Genomic DNA, 26207 nt, shown 5'->3' on the forward strand with positions numbered 1-26207 from the left:
GCCGAACCAGTCGCGCATCTGCTGCTCTTGCCGCGCCTTTTTCCACCCACCTTGGTTAAACATCACTTTTTCACACTGGCCCAAGACCATCCGTTTTTTAGCCATAGCTGCCGATGAAGCCCACGCAAATGCCAAAAAGTTCTCGTCATCATGAAGCAGCTCAGCAATATGGTTGTGATCCGGGTTATGAAGTTCCCCACCAATGGTCAGCCAGTTCTTAATCACCCAGTCTTTCAAGTCCACGGCGGGCGCAAGCAGAATTGCTTCTTGTTCTTCAGCGCGGTCAATTAAGTCTGCCGGAGGAAATGGTCTGATCTGTGCCATTGAATATCTGCCTTTTTAAATCTTTCAGCCATTGGGATGCTCGATAAGAATCAATCTGCAATGGGCCTGATTCTTCAATCCTGTAACGTTCCGCAGATTCCAATCGCACTACGGTAAAGCCCATTTCAGCAGCGTCATCGTAACGATCCAAGCTCCAAGCCTTATTTGCCAGTTTCCCAGCACGCCCACCAGACCAAGGCCCGCCTGAAATCTCAACTAAAATTCGATGTTCAATAAGATGAAAATCAAAACGCCAATGCTTTGTAGATTTAAACTGGAATTTCTTTTCGTATTTGATATTCAGGACATTGAGCGCTTGTTCGAAATATTCCTCAGCCTCTAGATATTTTTCTTTGGCCTTAGGTAAAGGTTTAGAACGTGGTTTCGTTTTAGGTGGGCGTTTCTTAGTTTTCCAAAAATAGTCATATGCGTTCATATATTGGGCCCATTAAAAAACCTCCCGAAGGAGGTTTTTTGAATTACATAATAGAAATCAAGGTAACTTAAAAATTTTCCCAGTTTCATTACTATGAAAATGTAAATCAAAGCTAGGCTTAATTATTTCATCAGCTATTTGTATATACCTGATGCAATCACCAAAACTATTAGGCTCATCATTTGATCTGTCGCACATTGCTTCGACTGTATATACAGCGCCATGTTGATCAACCACATCTACTAGAACTTTTTCTAATGGAATATTCATAGATTAATTATCAATCGCGACAATTTCACTTGCTTGAAATCCACGCTGCCCTTTAGATACTGAAAATTGCACTCGCTGACCTTCAGCTAATGTTTTAAAGCCATTTGACATAATTTGAGAAAAATGAGCAAAAACGTCACTACCATTATCTGCCGCAATAAAACCAAAACCTTTTGCATCATTGAACCACTTAACAGTGCCAGTAGTTAAATTAGACATATACTTTTCCTTATAAATTTTTGTGATAGAGCAAAATTTGAAATACTCTGAGCTTAAGAAAATAAAAGATAAATTAAAAACTCTTACTCTGTGATGGATTGAATAGTGTTAAAGAATTAAGAATACAATTTATAAAGTTTATTCAATTCAGTATAAAAAGATTTACCATCTAAATTCAGTTCAATTTTTTTGCCTGACTCAAGTTCAACTTGTTTTGCAACTTCAACCAAAGTGAGGCCACTCATTGTGCTTTGAACTTTATTTAACGGGATGATGTTAACTCGTATGACATCACCATTGATCGCTGCGGCTGTAGTCCAGCCATTTTTAATGTTCATTTTAATCACTCATATATTGAGCTTTTGTAAACAGAAACAGTCTTTAAAAGATAAAACCAATTGCAAGGTTGGAGATAGTTCACTTAAGAAGATATTTAAACTTATAGTATTTACAGTAGCTTGGAGATTTTGAAAAAAGATATAAAATTAAATTAGTATCTTGGAAAAATACTTAAGGAAAACCCACTAATAGCTGTGGGCTTCCCTTGATCGGCATGATGCGAATTCATGCTATGCGTTAACTGTTTGAATTCGGTGTGAACACCTGAGATTTTGAAGGGAATACGCAATTCCTATAACAACTCAAACACTACCGTTCCGCTTACGGATTCGATCGAGCCCACTATAACAGACCCTAGCCTTTTAACCTATTTATATCTAACTTTAATTTTTAGATTAAGAAAAACCCAGTAATAACCAACACCTAAATGAATTCCAAATATGCTGCTATGAATAAATTAAACCGCTATAAAAAAAACCTAGAAAGCATTAAGCAATCTAGGTTATAAACTTTGAATCTTTTTCGTTGGTAGCGGGAGCTGGATTTGAACCAACGACCTTCGGGTTATGAGCCCGACGAGCTACCAGACTGCTCCATCCCGCATCAACGAGTTAGCTTTATACGCTTTAAATAGTTACATAGCAAACTTTATTTTAAATATAAAGACTTAGTGCCGCTGCGGCATTATTTTTCGATATTCCCGATGCTTAGTGGATTTAAACTGAATATTTTTTCGTATTTGGTCCTAAAGTGCGCGAGAGATTGCTCGAAACTCTCTTCACATCTAAATATACCTCTTTAGCCTTAGGCAATGGCTTAGTACAGGGTTCTCTTATAATGGTTTTTTACAGGTAGTGAGTTAATACTGTTTCTCGTCCACGTATTGCGCTCATTGAATATTCAACCCAAGTTAACTTGACTGAAAAATCACTCAATCTTATAGGTAAATTTTAATTGATCAGGCTTTTTTCCATTACCAACCATACATAGCCATTTTTTTTATTGCCATATAAATAAAGCTGATAGTGCAACCAATTTGCACCAAAATCATCAAAGGTTCGCGACCATTTTATTATTTTATATGCTCGAATTTTTCCATATTCCGATTCCACACTTTTATCATAAAAAAGTACACTCTCAATTCGATTAGTGTGGACTCTAGCAGACATATATTCATAAGTTGAGATTAAACAAAAAACTATGACACCCCCACAAAGAATACTTTTTTATATAAATATTTCATTAAGTTATAAGTCGTTTATTAATATATTTTTGAATCTTAAATATATTAAATCACATGCACTACTTCCATCAAGAGCTAGTGATAAATTTCTAATTTTTGCATGATTAAAACTCCCCGCATTCTAGATGATGTAGAGGGCTTTTATGTGCCGTAATACGTTCGGCGGAAAGTTTTAAATCCTCTTCATATAAAACTCATCACCACACTATATTAAGTATGGGGACAAACCATGACGGAGAGGAACCATGAAGAATATCTACATGCTTATAGCATTATTTCTACTTACTTTCTGGATGATGATTTTTAGCTTATTGATTGAGATCTACTTAAAAAATATACCATTCTTAATAATTGGGATCATTTCTCTTTTTGCCCTAGTTTTAATCATTTTGGAGATAAAGAAACATCCGAACGATATACTTTTTTAAACCAATTAGGATGAAACAGCCGGCATAGCTACCACAGCAGTCCTATGCTGCGGTCCATGGCTACTCCCTACTTTGATTGCCACCTAATAGGCACGGTACTCATCAATTTTCGGTTTCATTATCAACTTTTGGTCGGGGCATCACTCCCAATTCTGATTGTCACTTTCCTGCATATCCTTTTCATGCTCAATGAACTGCATGGGTTGTACCCTCTTTCGCGGGGTCTAAACGCGTTTGCTTAAACAGTCTTTAGCTAATCAGCAAACTTTTGGAACTGGGCATGACTTTTCTCCAGATATTAAAAAAGCCCCATAGTTCCCTATGAGGCTCCACCTTTATCATTTGCGCTGATTTAGGATGCTATTTAGCAACCTGCATTATATATATTCTCTTTAAATATGTATATTAGATACATCTTATAATTTTTGCGCCCATTAATAAACCACCCAAAGGTGGTTTTATAGATCTTTTAATTTTCCGTACTTTCTGTGCCATTCAACTAAATTTAGAATTTGAATATGCTTTTTTAGCTTACCAATGAACCTTGCATTTAACTCTGTCCCCAAAATAACTCCATTTAAGGTACCTATATTTATTAGATTAAAATTACCGGATAAATAGTTTAAGTAATCACTAGGCTCACCATATTTTTCTTTATTTTTCAGGTAGTACTCAGCAAGCTTCACTACACAAAATGCCCGCTTAACAGAGAAGACCTCCTCTCTCTCAAGATTAATTACAACACTTTGCTCACCGGTTAAAATCAATTTAGTTGCAACTGGATTCAGATATTTTCCATTCTCTACTGTAATTAAGGGCATTCAAGCTTCCTAATAATAGTTATTAAATCACTACTTTGGGCTTAATCACAATAATTCAATAGTTTTTACAAATAAATCAGTAACATATTTTTACTATAAAATCAAAAAACCTTACCTTGAGCTTTATCATGAAACCGTCAATCGCCAGCATCTCACTCCGAGTCAAACCCGCTCGAAAAGAAAAACCCCGCCAACAACTAGAGTGCGACGGGGTTTTATATGCCGTAATACGTTCGGCAAGTTAATTTATTTCTTTAACCTTAAGGCAATCTCGGCAAAACCCTATATCCCCATCCTTACAATGTTGAATTTCAGTCACGCCATGAAAGCCGAATAAGCATTTAAAAAACTGAAGCATATTGTTGCCCTCAACGATATGGTTGTGATTTGGTGGGATTACACCATTTAAAAAGGATCGAATTCGAACTATTTAAAAATCAGGCAATAAAAAAGCCTGCCCTCTTGGAGAAAGAAACAGGCTATAAACTAAATGCACTACATGCCATGGTGAATCTGTTTATACGATAATAGTAACTGATTTTCAACATAATACAATTATTAAATATACCAAACGGTAAATTAATTTCACATTTAAAAGCCCGATCAAATGACCGGGCTTCCGTTGTTATATCTGGCGCGCCATACAAGAATTAAACTTGTGACCTACCCCTTATGAGGGGATCGCTCTATCCAACTGAGCCAATGGCGTATGTATGGTGCCAGCTGGATTCATTTTCAAACCGCTAGGATTAAAACAGCTGGCATAAAAAAGCCTGCAACCTCTGGGGGGAAGCTGCAGGATAAAAATTGTATTAGCATTCGTGGAGAAGTTAATACTTAATACCAAGCATTCTAGTATGCTTTATTCAAATATTCATGTAACTTTTGGTAAAAAAATACCCGCTAGATTAGGGCTGCGGGTATATAAACTTTGAATCCTAAAAAAAGCCCACCATTTAGCGAGATTTCCTTGATATCTAAATCTACTCTTTTGAACACTTCACTTCAAACTGGTATTCGTCTTGGGTAACCTTAATTTTAATATTTTTATATTTTCGTTTGTTTGGATCCATAGCTGAACCCGCGACTTCCTCAAAAAATCCACGATTATCCATTAGCTCGCTATATGCTTTATAACCCAACAAAATCTTTTCAGGTTTTTTGCCTTTAACTGCTAATTCACTGAGCGTATCATCTAATTTACTGAGAGTTAAAATTGCCATTTCAGTTAAAGCTCAAAAACAAAAAAGTCATTATCGCTTATTTTTATGAACAAACAATGTCAAAAAAAGCCCACCATTTGGCGAGCTTTCAATTTACTTTAGCGCTTTATATACACTTCGGTCACTATAACAGAAATATGCCATATGCTGTCCGGACAGTCAATTGATTCTTAATCGTTTATCGTGCCCATTTAAAAAATACTTGCCTGCAAAAATCATATTATCGATCGAAGTCTTCCCAAGCTTGAATTCGTTTTCCATTTGTCTAAGTGACATCCCACGGATATTCTTCTCAATGAAAAGATTGACCGCTACTTTCGCAGAATCACATATGCGTTTTGAAAACTTTAGATTGATAATCAGCTTATGCACCTCATCTGCTTCATAGTCGGTTATTTGGCACGTTAACTGATTCTTGCGAGGCGCCACCCCTTTATTATTCTCGCAAATTAGCCAATAGATTTGGTTTACACCCAATGTATCAGGCGCATTACCTGATTTCATGCGACAGGTTTGAATGTATGCCCCGTACTGCTTAAACCAGTCTTCAGCCGTTAATTTTGACCAATCCATCACTTCAATTTTTGCCGCTGCATTCATACCCTGCCCTCATACTTCTTTAATATCGATGTCGTGTACTGTTTTCATCAAGTGTTTCTTATTGCGATAACTCGCCAACTTCCGCGTTATCGCCGACTTCACATCCTCAACCACAAAGGCCCCATTTTCGATGTATGTGAAATCTGCAAAGTACCGCAGCGCGGGTTTAGCTCGCTTCTCACCTTGAATCTTTACTTTCGGCGCCAGCTCAAATTTGACCTGACACCGTAACTCTGAAATTTCACCCCGCTGCATTAACGCTGTAAGCTCGATATAGCGCTTGTACTCCTTGACGCTATCAAACTTCATTCCATCCTTTTCAATACGCTGTGCGTTGTATTTGCTGCGCCCTGATTTAGCTTTAGCCTTGGGTGCATATTGAGAGTGATATTCAGCGAGTGAGATGTTAGTCACTGTCACCTCGCCAAGTTTCAAAGAAGAACACCACTGGATCAGACTTAATCTCAATTAAGCCAAAACGATGTAAATGACGCGCATGTGTGCTATCACGAAGCAACTGAACATCGCGATAGTGCTCAATAGACTTACGCCACGATTCAAGACTCATTGAATGCTTATTGATGTTGCAAGGAACACATGAGGGATTAAGGTTCTCAATAGTATCTAGATGTCGGTTATGCATTTCACCAGTAGATTTAACGCCGCGCTTTGGGCACCACGCCAAAACCCTATCCACTGCCTCAATATGATCCGCATGCCACTTATCTCCCAACTCACAGCCACAGTAAGCACAATGGCCACCGAATTTCATTTTGAGTTCCGCACGCTGTTTTTTATTTAGATTCATGCTGTCACCCCAAATAATTGCTTTGCTTTCCCGCTCAAGTAATAGCGATATTCACGATCACCGCTGCCGACGATGTAAATCAACCCAATATCAGCAAGCGTTTTTAGATACCGTTGCACCGCGCGGCGCGATAAATCCGGCATTACCTGCTGCTGAATCTCTGTTGTTGTGGCTACTGGCATATGCTTAATTGCCAGCAGTGTGTCTATACCGCGGTTTAGCACTGCAGCCTTGGCGTAATTGGCTTGGCGCTCGTTCATGCGGCACCTCGATACGCAAGCTCATGTTTGAAATTGGCTTCAACCAATGCGCGTGACAACTGCGGGCAAACTGAGTTGCCAACCATACGTGTCTGCTCAGTCTTTGTGAGCCGGATCTCCACCCCACACGCATCAATTCCACGATCAAAAATGTATGAAGCTGGGAAGCCCTGCGCTTTGAAGAGTTCAGCCGGCTGCAGCATGCGGAAGCCAATATCCGTGATTTGATACTGCTGCTGATTGATCGTTACCAGGCCGAAGCGGTCACGGGTTGGAATAGTTCGCAAAGGCTCTTGTACTGAATTTCCATCTTTTTCATTGCCATAAAATGCAGTTAAGAAAGCCCCCACTTCAGCAAAATGGCCGCCGCCGCTGGTAATGGTATGCAACGGCTCATCAGCTGCCTGCCCGATGCAATTATTTCGCATTTTTGACAAATGACTGACCATCAAAGCATGATGACCGCCTTTGACTTGCGCACAGATCGTCCGCAGCGGCTCATTGATTGGCATTGAACGAGGGTTTGAAGCATTGGCACATTCAGTTAAGACCGGCGCCACAATCGCAAAGCCTGGTGCGCTTGTAATAGTCTGCAAAGGACTCATCAAGGATTGGCCTCTGAAGTAGCGGTAATAAGATGCAGTGTGATTTGCCTTCACAATGAATGGATTGCCAGAATTCAAGACAAACTTTTCAACCCCTTTGGCAATACGATTCATCGTTGCCTCAGCCAGCGGACGGCGGCGGTTGAAAATGCTCGGACACTCAATTGACCAGTCAATGCATTCAGCGGCCGTGCGCCATGGTTTCAAATGGCCCTTTTGCACCTGGATGCTTTCTGGATTGCCATGCGTAACTGCTGGCCATTGGATCTTAATTCCGTCACGGCGGGCAATTAAGAAGAAACGTTTGCGAATCGTTGGTGAACCATAGTCACACGCGCGCAACTCACGCCATTCAATTTCATAGCCTTGGCGTTTCAGCGCCTTCACAAAACTTTGAAAGGTTTCCCCTCGGTGTTTTGGACATGGCTTTCCATCTTCACCAACATGGCCCCAAGTTTTAAATTCCTCAACATTTTCCAGCATGATGACTCGCGGTCGCGCTTTAGCAGCCCAGCGCAATGCAATCCAAGCAAGGCCACGTATTTTCTTTTCTACTGGCTTGCCGCCTTTCGCTTTTGAGAAATGTTTGCAGTCCGGCGACAGCCAAACCAGACCGACAGGCTGATTACCTGTCACTTCAACCGGATCAATATCCCATACGCTTTCACAGTAATGCTTCGTGTCGGGGTGATTTATACGATGCATTGCGAGTGCCTTAGGATCGTGATTGATTGCGATATCAACCGGGCGCCCAAATGCCTGCTCAAGACCCGTGCTGGTGCCTCCGCCTCCGGCAAAGTTATCAACGATTAATTCGTGTGGTAGAAATGACATATTCATGCTGCTTCCCCTGCGATCGTTCCAGTGAAGCCCACCTGCTTGAGGTATTTCTCCCATTTTTTGGCTTGTGCTGGATCTTCAAGCTTGACGGCAATCTTGGCAGCCAGTTTTTCATAGCTGTCACCAGGTTCACTGAACTTGCTGGCGAATTCACTATGATGGGCAAGTTTCTGTGCGAAGGCAGCAATCTGTTTTTCAGTGAGGTGCTGCGGTTTTGAATCTCCAGCTTTGGCTTGATGGCCAGCTGCAGGTTTTGAATACTTGGTTCGGTATGCGTGAATCAGCCAATCTGCAAAATGGAAGTTCATCAGTGCATCACAAAGATTCTTGTCTGCGTTGTAAATTTCAAATGCGCGTTTTTCCCGATCTCCCCAACTTGCCGTCATGAGATATTCAAAATCCAAATCGGGATCTGCCAGATAAATTTCTTCACGAAGTTTTTTAAAGCAAAGCCAGTCTTTTTTATTTTTAGATTCTATTGGGAGATTCCTTGGGAGATTCTGTGTCCCAATTTCGGTACTGGTCTCGGTCCCAATATTGGTACTGGTTCCTGTACCGTTTTCGGTACTAGTACCAATATTGGAACCTGTACCTAAATTGGAACCAGTTCCGTTTTTACCACTAGTTCCTTTTTTGGTACTGGTTGGCTCATCTTCGCGACCCATCACGCCTATCAATTGATAGACTTTCACGCCATTTCCGACAATGCTGCCAGTAAATTTTATGAGCGATTTCCGCTCTAGATCATCAAGCACTTTGATGATCGTTTTACGGTTCATTTTCGTATCTTTTACCATACGCATAATGCTGGGATAGCATTTATGATCTTCGCCGGCCCTGTCTGCAAGCGATAGCAAAATGAGGCGTTGGGTTGAGCTGTCTACGTCAGCCTTCCAAGCCCAAATCGTTGCATCTAAGCTCATTGACCTACTCCTTTCATAAAGCAAATCCAATGCGTATTTGCACGCTTGCCACTGATATGGCCAAACAAGGGTTTATTAGGTGTGAGCTTCAATATTTCTGAGACTTTGATTTGAGTTTCATTCCACTTGAATATCAACACACCAAACTCTTCAAGCACACGAAAACACTCTGTGAAACCTTGCTGCAAGTCTTCTTGCCAGCTTTCATTTAACTTGCCGTACTTTGCTGCCAACCAACTGCTTGACCCTGCCTTTGTTAGGTGTGGAGGATCAAATACAACTAACTTGAAGCTGTTGTCATGAAATGGCAAAGCCCTAAAGTCCATCTGCTTGTCTGGTTTTATGTTCAATTCACGGCCATCACAAAGCTGCTGTTCTAAAACACGAATATCACCAAAAATGACATTGGCATGAGTGCGATCAAACCAAAACATTCTGCTTCCGCAACACGGATCTAAAATCAGCGCATTTTTCTTTGGATCTGTATTCATAATTTCTTTACCGCTGGCTTCACAAAGCTTCCGCCTATAAATTCAATAACACCCGCGCGGCCCATGCTCTTTTCAATTTCAAGAACGGTGTACATGGGTATGCGGTATCTGCACTGCAGCTGTTCGCGGTAAATATCGCGCTGTATAGCTGCATTCGCTTCGCTGTAGTTTCGCTTTCGTAAGTTGCGTTTAGCTGCTTCCATTAACTCATTCAGCAGATGCAGCGCGGGCTCATGCCACGACTGAATGCTATGAAGCTGCTTTTGATCTAATATCTTTTGAAATGCATGGCTCATGTGACCCAGCCTTGTGCGCCTAAGGCACGGTGCAGATAGATGGATTCATCTTGATTAACGGTTTCATGGCTGGCAGAGACAAATAGCGCTGCTGGCGCCGGCAGCCGTTGTTTAGCTTTAAGCTCTGCAGTTGTGGCAGAACGAATGAGGTGGGTTAATGCAAAGTTTCTATTGCCATCCAGCAGCACACTATTCCCCTGCACTTTATGCACAGTCATTAAGCGGTCTGTTTTAGAGTTATCGATAAACACGACTACATCACCAGCCAAGAAATCATCTGCAGTTTTCACATATGCATCGTCTGTGGCTAGGCCGAGTTCAAATTCACGGCTTTCAATATTCCGTGTTAAGTCATGTTGCGATTTGTTGTTTGTCTTACCAAGTTGGTTGTTGCCTAAATTGCGCTGTGCTACTTTTGTTTTGTTCATTCAATTTCTCCAAATTTTGATGAATCCATAAAGCCTGATCTGCCCGGTCGGGCTTTTTTATTGCTCTACGCATTTGTTTATTTGCGCCTCGAGCTCTGCCAAGACTTCATGCATGGCATGGATGACCTTGGACATATCTATGGCCTCGCCGCGGGTGATCCGTCCGTCCGCCATCATTTCTTTGAACAGCGCGTATATATCCCCACCGCCCATGCCTACACTCAAAACCAAATCCGTCAGCGCGGTATCTCTGCATTCAGGGATATTCGGCAGATTGATGGCCACTTTCCCGTGCTCGGCGCATAAGGCCTGCAGTATTCGGTAATCCCCTGTAATGGCCATAATGGTTGAGGCTTCCATCAGCGTGAGGTGATGTGTCTCTGTGTTTTGGTTCACTTTGCTGTTGAGCACTGCAACGCTGCGCATGCCCATTCGGACAGCGAGTGCGGCTGCCCCGCCTTTAAATTGGCGGACGGTGTGATAAGCGGCATCCAATATGTTCATGGCAGTTCCTTTTGAACGTGTTTATTGGATGGCGGGTTTATTACTATTTTGGGTAGAACGCTTTATAGGGACTTTGCCTTTTGCCAAATCACGAATTTGATATTCGCGCATCAATGGAATTTTCTTTTCTGGCCATTGGCTAACAGCCTGAGAACTAATTTCTAACTTCAAAGCCAAGTCTGCGACACTACAATTCAAAAGCTTTAGAGCTTCTTGTTTTGTCATTAATTTCACCCACAAAGGTAACTTTTCTTACCTTATTAAACAGCATAAAACTTACCTAGTCAAATGGTAAGATTCCTTACATCAAATATGGACCAATATTATGGAAACACTTGGTACACGCCTAAAAGCATTAAGAAAAACGAAAAAGGTGACTCAGCAACAGCTTGCTGATGCTATTGGTGTATCTAAAACTTCTGTAATTTATTGGGAGAAAGACGATAATCTCCCTAAACACGAAAGCCTAATGGCGTTATCCAAAGCCCTATCAGTAACACCTGACTTTCTCTTAAGTGGTAAGTCTTCAGGTGATTTAGACGCGAATATATCCACCCCTTTTCCTATTTCAGGTCGTCTTGTACCTGTCATCTCTTGGGTTCAAGCCGGTACATGGACCACTGTCGAAGCTGTGCCTGCGGGTACACAGTTTGAAGAATGGCTGCCGCCAAATCCTAAATGCGGCAAGCATGGCTATGGCTTAGAAGTTTCAGGCGAATCCATGCTCCCTGACTTCCGCCCTGGCGACAAAATTTATGTAAATCCTGACTTTCAGGTAAATGATTTAAAAACTGGGGATCTTGTCATTGTTTCTTGTGAAGGCGACAAAGCAGCAACGTTTAAAAAGCTGATCGTAGAAACAGACAATATGTATTTGCAACCGCTAAACCCCGAATGGTCTGAGAAAGCGATAGCTTTGGAAGATGGTTGTAAATTGGTGGGTAAAGTTGTTGGATTGTATAGGGATGTATAGTGCAATCACCAATACACCCCTCTTATATTTGATTATAAAAATAGAATCCCCTGTCTATTCACGTGCCTAGAAAACTTAGATTGGATATCCGCTAATAAAGTAGATCTTAAGCGAAAAGGTGTATTTAAATTAGAATATTCAATCGAATTGTTTTCATTTAGAGTTTGTAAATATCGATAATCTAAAACTAAAAATACTTCTTTATCTGCATAAATAAAATCTGGTGAAATATAGAGAGCCTCGGTATTTACATCAATTAACTCTTTCATTTCACTTCTTACAATTAATCCTTTCGCAATTTTTGGAAAAAAAGCTTTTTGTTGTACATAGTCACATAAAGGGTCAATGCAAACTTCAATAAGAATAGCATCGCTAAATAAACTATCTTTTTTTTGTCGGCATGTTTGTTTCTGAACACGCTTATTTAAATCGTTAAAATTAACATTATGATTAATCTGTTTTAGATTAGCTACAGCATCTTGCTTCGCACTCTTTATTTGATCACCATTTAACTCATTAATATTTATCTTATTTTTCTTATAATACTCATCAATCAGAGCTGTTCTTTTTTCATCTACAAGGTCAACAAAATCAGCAATTAATTCATTATGCTGAAAAAAATTCTCACTAGGATCACGCAAAATTATCTTATCAAATATTATTTTTTTGAATCTATCATTTTCACAAAGAACAACTGTACCAGGATACCTTGCATCCTTTTTAATAGGTGTTCCTGTCAATAATTTGGAGTTAATTTCTAACTTGGATAAAACAAGACCGTTATCATCTTGTGTTAGATCTAAATTATGAGTCAATGAGTAAAAACTTGTTTCCAATTTATCCATAAAAAGCTGATTAATTACTTCAAATGCAGCATTAACTTTAGTAGTGTCATCCGAAGTTGAGTAATGACGCCCAATACTTGCCTTTGCAAAAATATTTAAAAGCCCTCTAGTCTTAATAGCCCAATCTTTGTAATTAACTTCCGGAGGGAAGAACTCGGATGCAATTTGATTAGTAATATTATGAATATGATTTTCCCATTTATATAAACACTCTAATTCAGAAAAATTACTTAATTCATCCTCTAAAAACTTTTTGAGATTATTATAATCTCCAGTATCAACTCTAGTACCATCCAAATCAAAGAAAGAGATTTTATCTGCTTTCATTATATGAAACGGTTTCTTTTTATCCATACCACCAGTTTCATCAAAAACATAGCTTTCTAAATCTGAAATTTTATCATCATGTCTAGTCCACACTACAAGTAAGTATGGATGACAAACTGAATTAACAATACGATTTAGTACACCTTTTAATTGAGAAAAATGTGATTTATCAGGTATTTTATTATCTAGTAAATTTAAATCTAAAAAAATTATTCTTATATCATCGAAACCTTCCCCCTTTAATGGGAGTTCCTCTTGATTACCACTAAAATATTTAAAAGGTAAACCATTTTTAGATAAATAATTAATTAATGGTAATGCCTGATCAATTTGATCATCAATGATAATAATACGTCCATTTTCTGGTAAAATCATTATTTACTATGCCTTAAACTTTATTAAAACTAAACACAACAATTGCGCCATTATTAAATTCCAATGGAATATCAAAATCATTAAAATCTGGAAATTCTAAAATACCATTATTTGCAAGTAAAGCTTGACTAGCAATGTGCAAACCTAACCCCATACCAGAGTCATTAGGTTTGTATGAAACAAAAGGCTCTATAAGTAATGATTTATCTGAACTAAGATACCCAGTACCATTATCAGCAATAATAAGATGATATTTGTGCTTACTTTCTTGAAAATCAATATATATTTTCTTTGAGCCTAAAGGTGCATTTAATTCATCAAACTTTCTTCCTAACCAATAAAATGAGTTGTCAAAAACATTCTGCAAACTACCCAATATTAAATTCTTTGAAATCTTTATTTTAATATCTTTACGCTCTTTATATTTACTAATAACTTCAACATTGTGTGACATCTGCCGAAATTCAGTATTAAATAAAGCTTGATCTACAACTGTGCTTAATGATTGAACTTTTCTTGCTGATTTTTTTAACAACTCAGAATAGCCTTCAATCATTAAAGATAAATGCTCTACTAAATGCCTAGCTCTTTCAGATGCTTTCTCAACTTTAAGTAGTTTTTCAACCTCATAAATGATTTTTTCAACTTCATGAACTACAATTGAAAGGCTGAGCCCAGAACCAGCAGCATGTAAAAGATTTTCTTTAACAGACTTATAATCTGAATCAATCTTTTGTAAATACTTTACAATTTCATTTTTAACAGGTGTATCTTTTACATTTTTCTCAACATATTCTTTAGTTTCATTAATAATATAATCAACTGTTTTATTTTCTTTTTTTGCACCTAACTCAAGTCTAAGTTTTATTTTATCCTCTTGTCTTAGCTTTTCAATTAAATCTAGAACATGTAGTACTGCACCTTTAAAGGCGTAATAAGCCTCATTTTCAACAAAGCCTTCTCTATTTGTTTTTTCTTGCAAATCAAAACTTGCATCTCTGTCTACCTGAACCGCAGCAACTAAAAGGTTATTACTTACTGCCTTTGCAGGGGTTTGAAACCTACGATGATCTAATCCCAACCAATCATTTTCAGGTTCACCGTAGTCATATACCCGCAAACTATCTCTAAAAACTTTTACACCAGTATGCATTCTAAGAATATCTTTGAAACCTTTTTTATCAGCGATGCCGTAATTCATTACAACGGCTTCTAAATCAAAGATATAACCGACAAATTGAACTTTTCCAATTTTATAAGCATCTAAATTAATTAGTTTTCTATTTTTATTTTCGATCTCATAAAGGGTTATGCTTTCACTTATAAGAGGATAAGTAATATCAATCTTTCTTGGAGAAATTTTATCCAACATTTCAGACCAAGGCATAAACTCATAATAAAATTTTTGTATTGTTGTACCGTCAAAAACTACTTTAAATTTAAATAAGGCTCTTTCTCTAACTGTTTCCCAACTTTGTAAATCTGATAACCAATCACTATTTTGCTTCAATGTTAATGTTGGTTCAAACTTTTGACTTGTTGCTACAAACGGAGATTTTAATGAATTTACAGTTCGTGCAAGTTCACGAACCATTCGTCTATCCCATTTATTTTTAAGTCCCTTAATAATAATTTTAGTACCGGTTTGATTTTCTGACTCATTAAATACAGTTGGAATATCGTGTTCTATAACCTGAATAGGTACATCTTTTAAATATTTAACATTGTTAATATTTTTCCAATCAATATTAACCTCAACTTCTTTACAATTTTCTTTTTTTGTGATGAGTTGAATAACATCTCCTAGTTTATGAACACCAAATCGCCCAATTCCTTTTTCTCCAATTGGTAACCTTTTATATTTTGGAGAAAATTTTGGAGTGTTATCAGAATTTACTTTCGAGTCACTACCAGGCTCAAGCCATGCATTTTCGACAATATCGATATCCATACCATTACCATCATCTAAAATAATAATAGTACCAGTTTGAGGATTCATAAAATCGTCTAATATAACTTCACATAATGTGGCATCTGCATCGTAAGCATTCTTAATTAGTTCAATTACTGCAATATGCTCATTTTTTATAAGCTGATCACCCAACTGAGCTAGCAAACGAGCTCGAGGTTTAAATTCATATTTTTTAATATCAATCATTCTTCAAATTATCCTTTATCGCTTCTGCTATAACTCTAGCTAATAATACAGGAACAGCATTTCCTATCTGTTTATAGGCACTTGTACGACTTGGTTTGCCACTCTGACTTTCAAAGTAATAATCATCAGGAAAAGTTTGCAGTCTAGCTGCCTCTCTAGGTGTTAATGATCTGTTTTGCTCAATATCAGGATGAATATAATGGTGTCCATCTTTTGACATGTGAGCAACTACAGTATGCGAAGCTGGTAAGTCAGCCGCCACGATTTTAAATCGATCTGTAAATGACGTTGTTACTCTATGACTTTTCAATCTTTCTGGCAAGTCATTATAATTTAATCTTTTTTTATGTTCATTCCAAACTTGCACCACAGACTTATAAATTTCTAAATCTTGTTTTGTATTTGGCCTAGACTGATGCCAAGTAACAGGAAATTTAGTACTTATATTGGCTAATTTAAGCCATTTGCTCTGATTTTTTGATATTTCACATGGTAAGTGAGAGCCTTCACCAGCTTGAATTTTTGGAAGATCGGTCAGCGCATCCTTAACAGTTGCATACCCTATATCATTTATAAACTCAGGATAGAAATTTTCATGATACTGCCCTCTTTTTCCAATCAGAATAATACGCTTCCGATTCTGAAGCACTCCAAACTCAACTGCATTTAAAGTTTTGTATTCAATAGAATAACCAATTTCTTTGAACAGCTTCTTCATTTTATCAAAATAAAGCTCACCATCAGGATCTCTAGCAGACAATAGCCCTAATACATTTTCAAATACAAAATACTTAGGTTGATAGCGCTTTAAAAACTCTGCGTATTGAATATACAAATGATTCCGTGGGTCATCCTTCATGTTCCCGCGCGCGCGCCCTATAAGTGAATATGCTTGGCATGGTGGACCACCAACAATTAAATCTAGTTCTTTACCATCTAAATTTTTATCAACTTTTTCAAAAATAGAATCTAAAGTTTTCGGCTCAATAAATTCATTAATCACAGAGTCCAAAATAGATTTAGGTGCAACACTCCAAAAATCATTTCTAGAAATTTGACCATTTAAATAATCGACATAAGGCTGAATATTATTTTGTTGTTTCAACCAATGAAATACTTGCCTAGTTTTAAGCGTTGCACATGCAGCAGCATCTGCCTCTACATGAGCTACAGATTCAAAACCTGCTTGAACAAAACCTTCGGATAAACCACCAGCACCAGCAAATAAGTCTAAAAAATTAAAAGTAGGACGTAGAGGCTTCATACCACAAACACAACAAATAAAACATAAGCAAGAGTGCCAGGATAAGGCCATTGTTTCAAGCAATATTTCCAAATTTCATAAATATAGTTACATGTAAAGATCTTATTTTAAATCTCCTAGGCTGGGTTTTCTTTTGCCTACTATAAAACAAAACAATTAAAAGTAACTTTAATTACTAAATACACTTGACTCTAAAAGTAAGTTATCTTACCTTTATCTCACAGACAACAAAAAAGCGCACTGACCTGAGAAATCTAATGCGCTTTTACAGAAACCTGCGAGATAAGTATGAACAAAACCTTCACCCCATTCAATAGCTTTGCTGTAAGTATATTTACAGCCAGCATCGCAATTGGCGCATTAGCATACGCATACCAGCCAGACTTTCGCGGCATGCCATCGTCCAATGATCAAATTACCCCAGCGTATAACGCTGTGGCCGCTATGCAATTCAACACTGCCAATTCAGGCACTGCAGTAGTCCGCTTAGACGGCTTTACCCTAGACGTCAGCTTCGACTTCGAACGCATCGATGATTCATACGGCGTACCCGGCAGCGAATTCACCAATGCCGAAATCACAAATCTATCTGTAGACAAAGTCATGGATACATCTGGCTATCCAATTCGCGACTTTACAGACTTCAATGACCATCTAAGCATCAACCAAATGCTGGTGGCCCACATGCTCCAATACAAACTGCTGGAGGCTGCCTAATGAACAAGACTTTTGATAAACCATTCCGCGAAGACTTGGGCCTTGATGCTTCTGGCTTCCATCGCATCAGTATGGGCAACACGGTTTACTGCGTGAAGAATAGTGAAATCTACATCCTAAATACTGCAGGTGAACTCAACCGCGTAGACGAGGCCACACTGACAGCAAAGTCTTGGATCCGCCGCAATGTAAATGAAGTGCTCGGCGCTCAGAAGATCACTGCCCGCTTCATCTGCCGCCTAAGCCATGGCTATAAGGTGGATGTGAATGGTACTGAATACATCATTAAGGTTTCTGCAGATTTTTCTAAAGGCTTCGACCGCAACGTATTTGAAAAGAATGCCCCTGTTTTCTCCTGGTTATATTGCGTGGTTGTAATTGAAAACGGCATGCATAAAGCGGCTCCAGCAGATCTGGTCAATTCACTGCCATTCCAAACTGCAGTTAAAAGTGTCTTGAACCCACAGCGCAAGCTTGACCGTGTGACTCGTCACCATAGCTTCAAGCGCTGGAATTCACGCCATGAATGTGAGCAGTACAAGATTGCAAAACACAACTCTGATGCCTTTGGCACATCTTTTAAATAATTGAGCTGGGAGAAATAATATGAACGCATTACAGCAAATTCAGCTCGAATTAAAAGCGCCAAAGAGTAAATACAACTCCTTTGGTAAATACCACTACCGCAGCTGCGAAGACATTCTCGAAGCTGTTAAGCCTTTGCTGCAGGCAACCAATTCAACTTTGGTTATTACAGACGAAGTGCAGCAAGTTGGCCCAGTAGTTGTGGTTACTGCAAAAGTGGTCTTTACAGATGCAGACGGCAAAGAAACCACTGTTACGGCGCACGCAGGTGTAGAAATTGATAAGAAAGGTATGGACGTTGCGCAGACATTTGGCACATCCAGCTCCTACGCGCGCAAGTATGCCCTAAACGGCATGTTCCTAATTGACGACACCAAGGACTATGATTCTGATGAATATCACAACCAAGTGAATCAGCAGGCTAACCGCGGTCAATCAAATCAAGGACAACAACGCCAATCTGCACCCAAAAATCCGCCAGCGCAGCAGCAGGCAAACAATCCTCAGCAGAAGCCATTAGACCAGCGCTATCAGGATGCTTTGGTGTCTATTCGCAATGCCAAGAAGCCTGAAACTTTGGATAAGGCTATCAATACCTTTGGCAATACTAAATTTAATAATCAGATTCGGCAGGCCTGCCGCGCCCGTGCGGATCAAATGGGATGGTCAGATGCACCGCCACAGCAGAATCAAAACCCGCAGCCAAACAGTATGCATAGTTAATTGGAGGATATAACAATGAACCCTATTCTTTCAGGTACCGAAGCTTTTAATGCAATGATGGCTGGCAAGCATGTAATGTGCCGGCCTGTTGGTGACATGCTGGATTTTGATGAGCTGAACCAATTCCCTGCGACGATCTTTGGTAAAGCAGGTTTTGAGTTTTGCCTAAAATTAGAAATGATGGAAGTATCCGGCATCCGTTTTACCAAGCCATTAAATGCCTTTGAATTAAACGATGGCCAAGATATTTTTATCGTTCAGCCGACATGTATCGTACACACCAAATACGATGCCAAAAATGCTGAAATCCATGAAAGCTTACTCAATGGATTTGTTCAGGCAGATGAAGAAAATGCCAAACTGCAGCTGCAGGCAATTGCAGATCTATTTGGCCGCGTGGTCGCGCATCCAATCGTTAAAACTGCAGAAGTAAAAACCCGTAAAACTCGAACCCGTAAAGTTAAAGCGGATACCGCAACAGATGAGCAAAATTCAATATCACCTGATGCGGAAGTAAAGACTCAGCCGGCAGAAGTAGCCGTCGCTGAACCGTCAATCAGTATTGAGCCACCAGCGGCTGCCGAAGATCTTGAATATCAAAATTTGCTCAATGATTTACTGAACCGCGCGGCCATGGCCAAAACACCGACGGAAGCGACTACCCTAACCAGCTATACAAAACCGTGGAGTGAAGCGCAACGCAAGCCCCTGCTTGATGCAATTCATAAGCGCTTAAATGAGCTAAATCCGCCTGAAAATGCTCAAGTTAAAGAGCCACCGTCATTGATGGTACAAATTCAGAATGCTAAAGATTTGACTGAATTGGATTGCTTGGAAATTGAAGTATCTACTAGACATGCTGATATTCAGCCAAAGCTCATGGGTTGTGTGAAACGCCGCCGCTTTGAATTAGAGAATCAAGGCAGTGAGGTGGCTCAATGATTTGCCCTAAACAGCTTATCCCTGCTTTCACGATGTTTGTAGCAAATGATGATTATCAATGCGTAATCAATAAAATCCTTGGTGAAACAATCTTCACCAAAGCAAATAAGCCAGGACTAAAAATAGACCGGCTTGGGAATATGAATGAAGCAGCGCAAAAGCGTTTTGAGCTGTTCCTTAAATTATGGCTGAAGAATGGCAAGGAATTCGTTCTGCGCCTTCAGGCTCAGGCAATTATGTTGAAGGTGGCGTGATGGATATTAAAGAAAAACAAGCTATTTGGCTTAAAGAAAAACCTTTGTTTGAAGCTGAATTAATTCACTCTCATCTTCTACCGTTTTTCAACTTCAATGAAAATACCGGTGATTATGAAATCAAAACTGAAAGCGTCAATAACACAGATGAGGAAGATCGTAAGGTTGCTTATGAGTCTTTAAATACTGGTTGGGCGATGTGGTTACGCGCAAAACGCACCACCAAAGCCCAAGTGCCGGAAGGATTTGTTTTGGTGCCGAAAACCATTACAGATGAGTGGATGAGCCCTTTTGTTGTTCGGCTTGTTTGTGATTATGTTGAAGAATATAAAGGGCTGCCATTTGAGGTTAAAGATAGTGAAATACCTGGAATTGAAGAAAACTATCGATGGCCCATTCGTCAAGCGCATGAAAAGTTGATGAAAGTGATTGAAGCACAGGAGCAAGGCCAATGAAAAACTCTATGTCTAAAGATGAATGGTTTAATGTCTTGTCTGCACTTTTTGATATGCATGTTGGCCATGACAATGTGGATGAAGATGGGTGGATCGAAGACTACAACCAAGGAAAATCCCCGCACGATGCTTTCTATGATGAGTTTCCTGAATATGAAGGCATTGAGGATTAAAGAATGACTGAACTCTCCCCTGCAGAAATCGAACTTTTAGAAGAATTCCGTGAAGACCTGGCACCGCGCCATGTATCAGGAATGTTTCATACAACAACATTGCCGGCTGAATTAGTCACATTGTTATACAAGCTTATAAATGAAAAATTGGCTGCGGCAGATGGGTTGCCAGCGGCTGTGCGGAAAAGTCTGAAGAAGGTGTCTTGATGGAAAATAAAGGATACGACTTGCAGGTAAGTACGGTCGATTACTTATTTATTAAATACAGATCAATGACTGTAACATTGGAAGTAATGGCTAGGGATTATTACCCTCATTTAAAAAAAGCAGAGCTGCTAAAAAGAGCAAATGGACAAGAGTTCCCATTCTCAGTTTTTAAACTCGATAAAAGTAAACGTGCACCATTTTTAGTGCACGTTCGAGATCTTGCAGAGGCGCTAGATAAGCAGTATGAGATGGCTGCAAAAGATCATGCTACATTTCATTAATGAGATGTAGCATTTCATCGATAGTTAGCGGAGCTTTTCTCTTTTTGAGAGAGACATACCGTTGCAAGCTCTGCCAAGAGCTATGCAAACTGTATTGCTGAATTTGCGGCACCGTTAACCCCTTCTCAGCAAGTTGCGTACATCCTTCATGGCGTAAATCATGAAATCTTAAATTCTCAATACCTAGCGCATTACAGGCATGATGAAATTCAGTAGCAAGAGTTTGAGATCTTAAAGGCACCAAATATACCCCCTCTGTTTTTGACTTGAACCGCTTTCTAACTTCCGGCTGCATCAGCAGGTCAATGACTTTCTGGCAATCATCAGATACGATAAAAGACTTATGATTCCCCTTGGAACCATTTGGATTTTTAATGTCCCGAACTTGCCATGTATTAAATTCTTTTTCAAAATCCCTAAACTCAAGGCGTGTAATTTCAGCTTGACGACGGCACGATGTAATTGCCAACATACAAATCAAATGCATTGGGTATCGTGTAAATTTTTTTAACGTCCATTTATCATAAAAGAATAGTATCAGACGTTTTAGTTCATCATTAGTTGGCAATCTATCTCTTGATAAACTAGCAGAAATTTTTCGAGTCTTTCTTAATTGCGCAGTTGTCTTGTCAAAAACTTGGATATTAACTTCAGCATCCCACATGATTGATGCATGTGTTATCACCGTTCTTATTTGTAATAGCTCCTGCAAAATGGTAGATGGCGAAATAGGCCCAACTTTTACTTTGGGGCAATATGTATTTCTTAGAGCAACATGATCCGATAAATCTGTGGCACACAAGTGAGAAAGCTTTTTTTTGCCAATCGGAAATCGTTTTATTAATTTTAGCGTATTTACTTTGGATTTAGTGTACACCCCGCCAACCTCCTCAAGATAGAGATCTATTGCATTAGACAGTGTTAATGGAGTGTTGGCTTTTTTTGAATGTAAAACATTTGGATTAGCTTCTATCTCAAGTTCTCTTTTCTTTAACCACTTTTCAGCAAGTTTATTTGTGCTAAAGGTTTTACTTTCCTTGTAAACTGGATACTCTTTACGGTTAATACGGATCTCAGCCCTATATCTCAAAGTACCGTCAGATAGAGTTCTTTTAGAAATAGTGCCCATATATTTACGCCTTAAACCTTTTTTTTATTATGGCGTAACTCAGGGTGTAAATATAAGTTTGTTCGCATGTGTTTATTGCTGTTTGCGTGTATTTACATGCTATTTTAATGAACACTAAGACTTTGTAAATTATTGAAATTTTATGAGACGCTTATATAGCGCCGCATTGGAGAAGAAAGGTAAAACCTATGTTAAAATGGTTTGAAAAGCTTGTAGATCCTTACCCTGAAAAAGGCTTGAATGAACCTCTTCCGAAAACATTCTTCCCCTTTGTCTGGCAAGCGGCCAACGGCGTAAAACGCTATTTATTGCTGCTTGTGCTTTGTACAGCTGGGGCTGCAAGTTTTGAAGCATTTCTTTATGCAAAAATTGGCGATCTTGTAAATTGGTTAAGCCAAAGCCAGCCAGAGACATTTTTGCAAAATCATAGCCAAAACCTGACTGTTCTAACCTGTATTTTATTGGCCAATGTATTTTTTTCCAGTTTGCAAACTATTGTAAAGCATCAAATGCTGTACAGCAGTTTTCCAATGCGGCTGCGCTGGCGCTTTCATAATTTACTGCTGCAGCAAAGCTTAGACTTTTTTCATAACGATTTTGCTGGCCGCCTTTCCGCCAAAGTCATGCAAACCGCCTTAGCCGTGCGTGAATTCTGGATTATTTTAGGAGACATGCTGGCTTACGTCTTCATTTATTTTATTACGGTCAGTTTTGTTCTAGCCTCTATTTCTCCAATGCTGATTATTCCGCTGATGCTCTGGCTGGCACTTTTCATTTGTTCCGCCTCCTACTTTATTCCAAAGCTCAGCAGCATTTCCAATGAACAGGCAGATGCCCGGGCGGTCATGACTGGCCGCGTCACCGATGCCTACACCAATATTCAAACCGTAAAGCTATTTGCGCATGCTGGACGTGAAAGCCAGTATGCAAAAAGTTCAATGCAGCAGTTTATGGCCACGGTGTTTAAACAAATGCGCTTTGGCGCACGCTACTCCATCAGCATCAGTGTTCTGAATATAGTGCTGTATGGCGGCGTGATCGGCATGGCCGTATATTTGTGGATGCAGGGCCAAGTTGAACTCGGCGTGATCGCGGCAGCTACGGCCATGATTTTAAAATTGAGCAGTATTGCTGAATTCATTATGTGGCAGACTTCTGCACTCTTTGAAAATATCGGCACAATTCAGGATGGCATGAAAACCCTTGGCCGCCCAATCAGCATTCAGGACAAGCCTGATGCCAAAGAACTTCAAGTTAGCAAAGGTGAAATTAAATTTGAAAATGTCAGTTTTGCCTACAGCACTAAAAATGTATTTGATCAGCTGAATATCACCATCAAGCCTGGGGAGAAAATTGGTATTGTAGGCCGTTCAGGCGCAGGCAAATCAACCCTCATTCAGCTCTTATTGCGTTTTTACACCATCGACCAAGGCCGTATTTTAATAGACGGTCAAAATATAGAAGATGTTACCCAAGACAGCTTAAGGCGCAATATTGCTCTGGTGACACAAGATACGTCCTTATTGCACCGCACTGTAGAAGAAAACATTAAATATGGCCGTCCAGATGCGACCGATCAAGAGATGTATCAAGCGGTGCAAAAAGCCAAAGCTGATGAGTTCATTCCTCAGCTGGTCGATTTGCGGGGCAAAACCGGCTATGACGCCTATGTCGGTGAGCGAGGCGTAAAACTGTCCGGAGGACAGCGGCAGCGTATTGCCATTGCCCGCGTGTTCTTAAAAGATGCACCAATCCTCATCTTAGATGAAGCAACCAGCGCTTTGGATTCTGAAGTAGAAGCAGCCATTCAATCCAGTTTAAATGACTTGATGCACGGCAAAACGGTCATCGCCATTGCGCACCGCCTGTCAACGATTGCGCAAATGGACCGCTTAATTGTTCTGGATCAAGGAAAAATTGCAGAGCAAGGCACACATGAAGAGCTGGTAGCCATGAATGGTATTTATGCGCACTTATGGCAGCGGCAGACAGGCGGTTTTTTAATAGAGCAAGAAAGCAACAAAGAACAGAAAGGAACGGAATAGCATGCTGTATTTGGAAGATATAAAAGTGGGCGACCGCTTCATTAGCCGTGAATATGAAATGACGCTGGAGGAAATCAAGCAATTTGCCCAAGCTTATGATCCGCAAGTCTTTCACTTAGATGAAGATCAGGCAAAAGATCACCCGATTTTCCAAGGTCTAGCAGCCAGCGGATGGCATACTGCCGCAGTGACTATGCGGTTATGGACAGAATGTTTTCCCGTTGCCAATGGCTTAGTGGGTTCAGAGTCCAGCTTAAGATGGCCGCGCCCTACGCGGCCTGGCGATTTGCTCCATGTAGAAGTTGAAATTACAGCGATTGCGCCATCGAAAAGCAAAACAGACCGTGCCATTGTCACTTATGTGACGCAGGCGCTCAATCAGCATGGCGATGTTCTTTTTATTTCAACCACAAAGATTATTGTCTTTAAAAAAGAACCGCTTGTGGGATAGAACAACAGTATTGGCTGCATGTCCTGCAAACAATTTTATAGCACAGCCAGCCCCGCGGATTCACTGCAGGCTGGACAGTTAAATTGTCCAACAATTTTAATAGTCCTTCGCATTTTTTCATGCCAATATAGCTTTGGAAAAATAGAAAAAGATAAAAACTGCAACGGATAGCAAATGAAAACACCTTCTCTACGTCAAGACCAAGGTATTCCTGGTGTTTATGGATTATTGCTTTTAGATGTTGTATCCCGCTGGGGCTACAATGACCATACATTATTTGAACCTTTCGGTTTAAACAGTGAGCAGCTGGCTGATCCTAATTACCGCATACCGACTGCTGTTGCGAATGAACTAATGCAGCATGCCCTGCGTTTAACCGGCGAACCGACTTTAGGCTTTCATTTGGGTACGCAAATGCGTATTTCCATTCATGGCTTTATTGGCTATGCTATTATGACAGCACATGACATTACGGATGCGCTGATTCTAGCCAACCGCTTTATTCAACTGCGCATGCCTTTTCTGCAGCTGTTTTTTTCGACTTTTGACAGCAAAGCCACTGTACAGCTGCAGACAGACGTCACTTTAGAACCGTTGCGCACTGAAATTTCCATTGCTTTAATTTTCGGCATTATCAGCATGGGCAAAGCCATTACAGGCACAGATTACGGATCTGGCGACATTGACTTTGATTTTCCCAAACCAGAAGGATTTGAGCGCTTTATGGCAAAATTTCCACGCCATAATTTCCGCTTTGAACAGCCTCATTTAATTCTAAGTTTTGATAAGCATTATTTAGGCAATAAGCTTGTGCATGCAGACCCGATAGCCAGCCAAATCGCCATTAACCAATGCGAAGCCGAGCTGTCAGCTTTAGGCGAACGCCACCGTTTGGCAATGCGGGTACGTGACCTGTTAACAAACTCTGAGCAGCATTATTTAAGTATTGAGGCGGTAGCCGAACGCCTGCATATGTCTGACCGTACTTTAAAACGCCAGCTGGCCGCTGAGGGAACTTCCTTTTCGACGATGGTGGATGAAGTCCGTTACCGCCATGCCACTTCCCTGCTGTCGCGGACAGACTTTACACTTGAACAAATTGCTGATGAGTTAGGCTACAGTGATGTAGCCAATTTCAGCCGCGCATTTAAACGCTGGAGCGGGCGCAGCCCAAGCAACTGGCGTAAAGACCCTTATCTTTAATTCATTCTGATAATTCTTTTGTTTTTCGCGAAAAGCATGTAT

General features: G+C 39.9%; 35 protein-coding genes and 2 tRNA genes. 13 read left to right on the plus strand and 24 right to left on the minus strand.

Annotated features, from left to right (window positions below; all coding sequences use genetic code 11):
- The 20 genes from JZ784_RS15575 to JZ784_RS15670 all read right to left on the minus strand — a co-directional run.
- Positions 1–324: putative metallopeptidase (locus JZ784_RS15575; RefSeq protein WP_346315489.1), on the minus strand; the 324-nt coding region annotated here is incomplete at its 3' end.
- Entirely contained in the window at positions 284–760 is a 477-nt protein-coding gene (locus tag JZ784_RS15580; RefSeq protein ID WP_346315490.1) for a hypothetical protein, read from the minus strand. The genes JZ784_RS15575 and JZ784_RS15580, both read right to left, overlap by 41 nt.
- Before the next feature lie 57 nt (positions 761–817).
- Positions 818–1030, minus strand: coding sequence for a hypothetical protein (locus tag JZ784_RS15585; protein ID WP_346315491.1), 213 nt, complete (start codon positions 1028–1030; stop codon positions 818–820).
- Positions 1031–1033: 3 nt separating this feature from the next.
- Complete coding sequence (locus JZ784_RS15590) at positions 1034–1249, minus strand: cold-shock protein (RefSeq protein ID WP_346315492.1); 216 nt, start codon at positions 1247–1249, stop codon at positions 1034–1036.
- A gap of 116 nt (positions 1250–1365) precedes the next feature.
- Complete coding sequence (locus JZ784_RS15595) at positions 1366–1587, minus strand: transposase (RefSeq protein ID WP_346315493.1); 222 nt, start codon at positions 1585–1587, stop codon at positions 1366–1368.
- A gap of 527 nt (positions 1588–2114) precedes the next feature.
- Positions 2115–2191, minus strand: a tRNA-Met gene (locus JZ784_RS15600).
- 1526 nt (positions 2192–3717) lie between these two features.
- Positions 3718–4080 carry a hypothetical protein gene (locus JZ784_RS15605; protein WP_346315494.1) on the minus strand — a complete coding sequence of 121 codons (363 nt, stop codon included), beginning with the start codon at positions 4078–4080 and terminating at the stop codon, positions 3718–3720.
- 632 nt (positions 4081–4712) lie between these two features.
- A tRNA-Met gene (locus JZ784_RS15610) sits at positions 4713–4789 on the minus strand.
- 274 nt (positions 4790–5063) lie between these two features.
- A complete protein-coding gene (locus tag JZ784_RS15615; protein ID WP_346315495.1) occupies positions 5064–5303 on the minus strand; it encodes a hypothetical protein in 240 nt (79 codons plus the stop codon).
- Positions 5304–5462: 159 nt separating this feature from the next.
- Entirely contained in the window at positions 5463–5903 is a 441-nt protein-coding gene (locus tag JZ784_RS15620; RefSeq protein ID WP_346315496.1) for a hypothetical protein, read from the minus strand.
- 9 nt (positions 5904–5912) lie between these two features.
- Positions 5913–6317, minus strand: coding sequence for a DUF1064 domain-containing protein (locus JZ784_RS15625; RefSeq protein ID WP_346315497.1), 405 nt, complete (start codon positions 6315–6317; stop codon positions 5913–5915).
- On the minus strand, positions 6310–6711 hold the full coding sequence (locus JZ784_RS15630; RefSeq protein ID WP_346315498.1) for an HNH endonuclease: 402 nt from the start codon (positions 6709–6711) through the stop codon (positions 6310–6312). Before JZ784_RS15630 ends, JZ784_RS15625 begins: the two co-directional genes overlap by 8 nt.
- Positions 6708–6971, minus strand: a complete 264-nt coding sequence (locus JZ784_RS15635; protein ID WP_346315499.1) for a hypothetical protein — start codon at positions 6969–6971, stop codon at positions 6708–6710. Before JZ784_RS15635 ends, JZ784_RS15630 begins: the two co-directional genes overlap by 4 nt.
- Positions 6968–8416: a DNA cytosine methyltransferase gene (locus tag JZ784_RS15640; RefSeq protein ID WP_346315500.1), complete on the minus strand. Its 1449-nt coding sequence runs from the start codon at positions 8414–8416 to the stop codon at positions 6968–6970. Before JZ784_RS15640 ends, JZ784_RS15635 begins: the two co-directional genes overlap by 4 nt.
- Complete coding sequence (locus JZ784_RS15645; RefSeq protein WP_346315501.1) at positions 8413–9339, minus strand: helix-turn-helix domain-containing protein; 927 nt, start codon at positions 9337–9339, stop codon at positions 8413–8415. The genes JZ784_RS15640 and JZ784_RS15645 overlap by 4 nt, the downstream gene beginning before the upstream one ends.
- Entirely contained in the window at positions 9336–9830 is a 495-nt protein-coding gene (locus JZ784_RS15650) for a class I SAM-dependent methyltransferase (protein WP_346315502.1), read from the minus strand. Before JZ784_RS15650 ends, JZ784_RS15645 begins: the two co-directional genes overlap by 4 nt.
- The gene (locus JZ784_RS15655; RefSeq protein ID WP_346315503.1) at positions 9827–10126 is read right to left on the minus strand and encodes a hypothetical protein; all 300 of its coding nucleotides are present in this window, start codon (positions 10124–10126) and stop codon (positions 9827–9829) included. The genes JZ784_RS15650 and JZ784_RS15655 overlap by 4 nt, the downstream gene beginning before the upstream one ends.
- Entirely contained in the window at positions 10123–10554 is a 432-nt protein-coding gene (locus JZ784_RS15660; protein ID WP_346315504.1) for a hypothetical protein, read from the minus strand. Before JZ784_RS15660 ends, JZ784_RS15655 begins: the two co-directional genes overlap by 4 nt.
- Positions 10555–10611: 57 nt before the next feature.
- Complete coding sequence (locus tag JZ784_RS15665; protein ID WP_346315505.1) at positions 10612–11058, minus strand: phage regulatory CII family protein; 447 nt, start codon at positions 11056–11058, stop codon at positions 10612–10614.
- Between the two features lie 21 nt (positions 11059–11079).
- Positions 11080–11283, minus strand: a complete 204-nt coding sequence (locus JZ784_RS15670) for a Cro/CI family transcriptional regulator (RefSeq protein WP_346315506.1) — start codon at positions 11281–11283, stop codon at positions 11080–11082.
- 100 nt (positions 11284–11383) lie between these two features.
- On the opposite strand from JZ784_RS15670, the gene JZ784_RS15675 reads away from it, so the two are divergent.
- Positions 11384–12031, plus strand: a complete 648-nt coding sequence (locus JZ784_RS15675; protein ID WP_346315507.1) for a S24 family peptidase — start codon at positions 11384–11386, stop codon at positions 12029–12031.
- Positions 12032–12063: 32 nt separating this feature from the next.
- Here JZ784_RS15675 and JZ784_RS15680 read toward each other — a convergent pair whose 3' ends face one another.
- The 3 genes from JZ784_RS15680 to JZ784_RS15690 are packed head-to-tail and all read right to left on the minus strand — an operon-like array spanning position 12064 to position 17000.
- Positions 12064–13578: a hypothetical protein gene (locus JZ784_RS15680; RefSeq protein WP_346315508.1), complete on the minus strand. Its 1515-nt coding sequence runs from the start codon at positions 13576–13578 to the stop codon at positions 12064–12066.
- A 13-nt stretch (positions 13579–13591) separates the two neighbouring features.
- Positions 13592–15736, minus strand: a complete 2145-nt coding sequence (locus tag JZ784_RS15685; RefSeq protein WP_346315509.1) for an ATP-binding protein — start codon at positions 15734–15736, stop codon at positions 13592–13594.
- Positions 15729–17000 (minus strand): DNA cytosine methyltransferase, encoded by a 1272-nt coding sequence (locus JZ784_RS15690; protein ID WP_346315510.1) that lies wholly within the window; start codon positions 16998–17000, stop codon positions 15729–15731. The genes JZ784_RS15685 and JZ784_RS15690 overlap by 8 nt, the downstream gene beginning before the upstream one ends.
- 288 nt (positions 17001–17288) lie before the next feature.
- Between JZ784_RS15690 and JZ784_RS15695 the strand changes: the two genes are divergently transcribed.
- The 9 genes from JZ784_RS15695 to JZ784_RS15735 are packed head-to-tail and all read left to right on the plus strand — an operon-like array spanning position 17289 to position 21337.
- Entirely contained in the window at positions 17289–17717 is a 429-nt protein-coding gene (locus tag JZ784_RS15695) for a hypothetical protein (protein WP_346315511.1), read from the plus strand.
- Positions 17717–18304: a hypothetical protein gene (locus JZ784_RS15700; RefSeq protein ID WP_346315512.1), complete on the plus strand. Its 588-nt coding sequence runs from the start codon at positions 17717–17719 to the stop codon at positions 18302–18304. The genes JZ784_RS15695 and JZ784_RS15700 overlap by 1 nt, the downstream gene beginning before the upstream one ends.
- 19 nt (positions 18305–18323) lie before the next feature.
- Positions 18324–19025, plus strand: coding sequence for an ERF family protein (locus tag JZ784_RS15705; protein ID WP_346315513.1), 702 nt, complete (start codon positions 18324–18326; stop codon positions 19023–19025).
- Between the two features lie 15 nt (positions 19026–19040).
- Entirely contained in the window at positions 19041–19967 is a 927-nt protein-coding gene (locus JZ784_RS15710) for a hypothetical protein (protein WP_346315514.1), read from the plus strand.
- Positions 19964–20221: a hypothetical protein gene (locus JZ784_RS15715; protein ID WP_346315515.1), complete on the plus strand. Its 258-nt coding sequence runs from the start codon at positions 19964–19966 to the stop codon at positions 20219–20221. Before JZ784_RS15710 ends, JZ784_RS15715 begins: the two co-directional genes overlap by 4 nt.
- Positions 20152–20676: a hypothetical protein gene (locus tag JZ784_RS15720; protein ID WP_346315516.1), complete on the plus strand. Its 525-nt coding sequence runs from the start codon at positions 20152–20154 to the stop codon at positions 20674–20676. Before JZ784_RS15715 ends, JZ784_RS15720 begins: the two co-directional genes overlap by 70 nt.
- On the plus strand, positions 20673–20849 hold the full coding sequence (locus JZ784_RS15725) for a hypothetical protein (RefSeq protein WP_346315517.1): 177 nt from the start codon (positions 20673–20675) through the stop codon (positions 20847–20849). The genes JZ784_RS15720 and JZ784_RS15725 overlap by 4 nt, the downstream gene beginning before the upstream one ends.
- 3 nt (positions 20850–20852) lie before the next feature.
- Positions 20853–21056, plus strand: a complete 204-nt coding sequence (locus tag JZ784_RS15730) for a hypothetical protein (RefSeq protein WP_346315518.1) — start codon at positions 20853–20855, stop codon at positions 21054–21056.
- Positions 21056–21337 (plus strand): pyocin activator PrtN family protein, encoded by a 282-nt coding sequence (locus tag JZ784_RS15735; protein WP_346315519.1) that lies wholly within the window; start codon positions 21056–21058, stop codon positions 21335–21337. Before JZ784_RS15730 ends, JZ784_RS15735 begins: the two co-directional genes overlap by 1 nt.
- On the opposite strand, the gene JZ784_RS15740 is transcribed toward JZ784_RS15735, so the two are convergent.
- Complete coding sequence (locus JZ784_RS15740; protein ID WP_346315520.1) at positions 21324–22466, minus strand: tyrosine-type recombinase/integrase; 1143 nt, start codon at positions 22464–22466, stop codon at positions 21324–21326. The genes JZ784_RS15735 and JZ784_RS15740 overlap by 14 nt on opposite strands.
- Before the next feature lie 188 nt (positions 22467–22654).
- Between JZ784_RS15740 and JZ784_RS15745 the strand changes: the two genes are divergently transcribed.
- The 3 genes from JZ784_RS15745 (at position 22655) to JZ784_RS15755 (ending at position 26165) form a co-directional block, all read left to right on the plus strand.
- Positions 22655–24511 carry an ABC transporter ATP-binding protein gene (locus tag JZ784_RS15745; RefSeq protein ID WP_005009709.1) on the plus strand — a complete coding sequence of 619 codons (1857 nt, stop codon included), beginning with the start codon at positions 22655–22657 and terminating at the stop codon, positions 24509–24511.
- Position 24512: 1 nt separating this feature from the next.
- Entirely contained in the window at positions 24513–24962 is a 450-nt protein-coding gene (locus tag JZ784_RS15750; protein ID WP_346315521.1) for a MaoC family dehydratase, read from the plus strand.
- Positions 24963–25136: 174 nt separating this feature from the next.
- Complete coding sequence (locus JZ784_RS15755) at positions 25137–26165, plus strand: AraC family transcriptional regulator ligand-binding domain-containing protein (RefSeq protein WP_346315522.1); 1029 nt, start codon at positions 25137–25139, stop codon at positions 26163–26165.
- Positions 26166–26207: the final 42 nt, after the last annotated feature.

It is taken from the genome of Acinetobacter sp. CWB-B33 (genome assembly GCF_039655955.1).
GTDB classification, from domain to species: domain Bacteria; phylum Pseudomonadota; class Gammaproteobacteria; order Pseudomonadales; family Moraxellaceae; genus Acinetobacter; species Acinetobacter bouvetii.